Consider the following 2,968-nt stretch of genomic DNA (forward strand, 5'->3'; position numbering starts at 1 on the left):
TCTACCCCGAAATAGCTGACGGTGCCGAAATCGTTGAGGGTCTCCATCAAGGCCAGCAGACAGCCGGCCACGATCCCCGGTCGGGCCAGCGGCAAAGCCACCTTGAAAAAGCTGGCCCAAGGCCCGTAGCCCAAGGAGCGGCTTACCTCTAAGCAGGCCACCGATTGCTCCTGAAAGGCCAGCCGGGCCGAGAGGTAAACATAGGGATAGAGGGTGAGGATCAGCAGCAGGATCGCCCCCCACAACGAGCGAATGTTAGGGAACCAGTAGTCGCCGATCCCCCAACCTGTTACCCGCCGCAGCCAGATCTGGAAACCGCCGGTTACCTGCAAAAAATCGGTGTAGGCGTAGGCCAACACATAGGTGGGGGCCGCCAGGGGCAGCACCAACATCCACTCCAGCCAGGCCCGCCCCCAAAACTGACACATGGTCACCAGCCAGGCAGTGCCACTGCCCACCAGGATGACCCCCGCCGCCACCCCTGCCATCATCACCAGGCTATTGCGCACATAAAGCCCCAAGACCGTATCGGCCAGGTGCTCCCAAACCTGCCGCTCGTCCGCAAAAAGGCTGAGCAACACCGTAAGGACAGGAACGAGAATGAGACCGCTGAGGGTCAGAGTCAGAAGCGCCCAGCCGTTCAGAGGAAAGAAGCCACTTCCCGGCAGAGATTTGCTCAACAACTTCAACCTCATCTCTTTGTCCATCTCAACAGGCGGGAGCTACCTCTTGAGCAACTCCTGGGGAAGAAAAGGGGATCCTCCAGGGATCCCCAACCAAGTTTTCTCTCAAAACAAGCTCTTGGGCAGCTTAACGAAATAAACGATGTTCTCGTCTTGCTTGTTACCAAGGTAAGGCATAGTTTTTTCTTGAACCGCGCCCTTTTCCGAGACGATGCCAAAGTCGTCGTCGTTAACTATAACTATCGCTAGGGTAGTTGAGTTGAGAATGGCCAACCCCTCGGGCTTGTCGTGGGGATAATTGGGGATCGACATAATGTCAAATACTTCTTCTTTGGAAACGGGCTTGATCCCCGCTGCAATGATTTCCTCTTGGGTTAACTGCTCCAGAGTCTTGCCGTTAACCAGCAGGCCATTTGGACCAGGATCAAAGACATCCGTGGCAGCGGCAGTATCGATTTTGTAGATCTTCTTCGTAACCTCTTTGTCCTCTCCCGGCGTTTTGCCATCCCGTTCGAGAACCAGGAAGGTTGTGTCGGTAATGGCGACAATTTCGCTAACAGCGGTGCCAGTTCCCTCTAAAGGATAGAGGTATTCTTTGAACTTGCCCGTGGCCAGTTCATAGAAGAGTATCCTGCAAACAGTTGCGGTCTTTTGAACATCTTTGTTGGGGTTCAAAAGCGGAGACTGCATGATGCCGACCAAGTATTTCTGATCGGGCGTCAGAGTTAGCCCCTCCATGCCGCGATTGGGGCGCCGATTTTTGTAAACTTCTGGAAGCTTTTTGCCGCCAACTCCACTTCCAAAAGGATTTAGCCACTCGATGGCCTTGCCATTGGAATCAAAATGGATCAAGTGAGGTCCGTATTCGTCGGCAACCCAAAAGCTTCCATCTTTGGCCACCGCGATCCCCTCTGGATCGATACCTTTGGGATCCGGCGCAAGCTGCTTGCCGCTGAGATCGTAGGCATTCTCTCCCGTTCCCCCCGAGTCAGATGGATTGGGGATCCCGGTGAGATTTTTGCCGGTCTCGTCTTGCAGCAGGATGACCCTGTCCAACTTGAAGCCCTTGCCGTCCAAAGACAATCTGGCAACTTGAGGGGTAAAGTCTGGCTTAGGGAAAATCTTGTCGTTTGACTCAGCTCCATCAATATTGGGACCGCGATCGGTGAGCACATAAAAATATTGGCCATCAAAGGCAAGGCCAGAGCCAAACCCACCATTGTAGATTTTGACGCCGTTTTCTGTGGTCAAAAGCAGATCCCGCTTTGGAACAGGAGCCTTTTCGGGAAGGTTTTCAATTGCCTTTGCCGGGCTATTGGTGTAGAAAGAAGTTAAAGAAAGCAGGAGCAAGAACAAGCCTGCTGTTCGCAGTTGTTTCATTTGGCAAACCTCCAGAAGCTTTTGAAAAAGAAAGACAGGACGCCTGAGCGGCCTCGAACGGAAGCAACGCCGTCCTAGAGTATCGACGCTTGGCCAAGAACCGTCAAGCTGCTTAACGTTCACGGCGTCAAGCAATGAAAGGCTGCACTCAGGGCCTGTCCTGGAGGCCTGATCTACTTCCAACCGGCCCGATCCATTACCTTTAGGGCATCAGGGGTGACGCGGCCAATGCTGGCGGCGTTGATCGTATCTTCCTTAAAGGTGCCAAAGCTGGCCACCACCGAGTCGATCTCAGCCCCGGGCAGTACCGGGTACTCATTGTTGCTCTGGGCAAAAATGGCCTGCGCCTCTGGCCCGGAGAGAAACTCCAAAAATTGGATGGCCGCGTCTTTGTTGGGAGCTGTTTTCAGAATGCCGGCCCCGCTGATGTTGACGTGGGTGCCACGATCCTGCTGGTTGGGGAAGAAGACGCCGATTTTCTCGGCTACGGCGCGCTCTTCTGGATTGTCGGATTTGATCAAACGCGGCAAATAGTAGGTGTTGGCCAAAGCCACGTCTCCCACCCCGGCGGCCACGGCCTTGATCTGATCCGTGTCTCCCCCTTCCGGCGGACGGGCAAAGTTGGCCACCAAGCCCCGGGCCCATTGCTCCGTTTCCGGGATCCCGTGGGCCAAGATGATCGAAGCCGTCAAGGATTGGCTGTAAACGTTGCTGGAGGAGCGGGTGAGCACCTTGCCCCGCCACTTGGGGTTGGCCAGATCTTCGTAGGTAGACAGCTCGTTGGGATCCACCTTGTCTTTGTTGTACATGATCACCCGCGCCCGCTTGGTGAGGCCAAACCAGTACCCCTCTGGATCCCGCAGAGACTCGGGAATATTTTTGGAGAGCGTCTCCGACTGGATGGG

At 54.9% G+C, this 2,968-nt stretch carries 3 protein-coding genes; all 3 read right to left on the minus strand.

Going from position 1 to position 2,968, the window contains the following annotated elements; all coding sequences use genetic code 11:
* On the minus strand, window positions 1–683 hold a 683-nt coding region (locus NW819_RS10450), incomplete at its 3' end, for an ABC transporter permease (protein ID WP_414413697.1).
* 105 nt (window positions 684–788) lie between these two features.
* Window positions 789–2,063 (minus strand): esterase-like activity of phytase family protein, encoded by a 1,275-nt coding sequence (locus NW819_RS10455; RefSeq protein WP_414413698.1) that lies wholly within the window; start codon window positions 2,061–2,063, stop codon window positions 789–791.
* A gap of 173 nt (window positions 2,064–2,236) precedes the next feature.
* Window positions 2,237–2,968: extracellular solute-binding protein (locus NW819_RS10460; protein ID WP_414413699.1), on the minus strand; the 732-nt coding region annotated here is incomplete at its 5' end.

This window comes from Synechococcus sp. R8-2, from assembly GCF_047461715.1.
Taxonomy (GTDB): Bacteria; Cyanobacteriota; Cyanobacteriia; order Thermostichales; family Thermostichaceae; genus Thermostichus.

Excerpts from the sequence above, each read along its gene's own strand:
- NW819_RS10455 (WP_414413698.1), bottom strand. The coding sequence starts at position 2,063 with ATGAAACAACTGCGAACAGCAGGCTTGTTCTTGCTCCTGCTTTCTTTA.